The organism is Candidatus Symbiopectobacterium sp. NZEC135 (assembly GCF_025962695.1).
Genome location: NZ_JAGFPF010000756.1, coordinates 1 through 976, shown reverse-complemented (window position 1 = coordinate 976; position 976 = coordinate 1). Strand labels below are relative to the sequence as shown.

1 protein-coding gene and 1 pseudogene are annotated in these 976 nt (G+C 59.6%); both read left to right on the top strand.

The window, feature by feature from the left end; translation table 11 throughout:
- The coding region (mtnN, locus tag J5224_RS30245) for a 5'-methylthioadenosine/S-adenosylhomocysteine nucleosidase (RefSeq protein WP_264628742.1) at positions 1-451 on the top strand (451 nt) is incomplete at its 5' end.
- A pseudogene (locus J5224_RS30240) lies at positions 451-862 on the top strand (helical backbone metal receptor); the annotation flags it as partial. The gene mtnN and the pseudogene J5224_RS30240, both read left to right, overlap by 1 nt.
- Positions 863-976: the final 114 nt, after the last annotated feature.

Sequence of the window (976 nt, the reverse complement as noted above, 5' to 3'; positions counted from 1 at the left end):
GAACGTCGGCGATATCGTGGTATCCGGTGAAGCGCGCTATCACGATGCCGATGTCACCGCTTTCGGTTATGAAGCAGGTCAGATGGCAGGTTGTCCAGCGGCGTTTCCCGCCGATGCGTCCCTGATTGCGCTGGCCGAGCGCGCCATTGTGTCTCTGCAACTGAATGCCGTGCAGGGGCTTATCGTCAGTGGTGATGCGTTTATCAACGGTGCCGAGCCGCTGGCCCGCATCCGTCGCACCTTCCCGCAGGCCGTCGCGGTCGAAATGGAAGCCACCGCAATTGCTCACGTTTGCCATCAGTTCGGCGTGCCTTTCGTGGTAGTACGCGCTATCTCCGATGTGGCTGACAAAGCGTCGCACCTGAGTTTTGATGAGTTTCTGGCCGTGGCGGCCCAGCAATCGTCGCGCATGGTGAGTGCCATGCTGCAAGAGCTTGCCGGAAAAGCCTGATGCGCGTTCGCGGGTTCGCTCTTCTGGCAATACTGTGCCTGCTCATTAGCGGGCGGGTCAGCGCAGACGCTGTCGCTCAGCGCATTATCAGCCTGGCCCCGCACGCTACGGAGTTGGCCTTCGCCGCTGGCATGGGCGATCAGGTGATTGGTGTAAGTGCCTGGTCAAACTACCCGCCCGAAGCAGAGCAGCGAGAACAGGTTGCGTCCTGGCAAGGTATCAATCTGGAACGGGTGCTGGCGCTGAAACCGGACTTAATTCTGGCCTGGCGTGAAGGAAACCCGCAGCGACCGCTTGAACAGCTCTCTGCCTTTGGCATCCCAGTGGTCTATCTGGATCCCACCTCGCTGGATGCGATACCGACCATGCTGGAACAGCTTGGGCAATACAGCGCGCACCCTGACGTAGCGCGGCAAAATGCACAGGCCCTGCGCCAGCAGTTGGCCGATTTGAAAGCGCGCTACGCCGATGCGCCGTAACATCAGGTGTTTTTGCAATTTGGTACACACCCGCTGTTTACCTCAG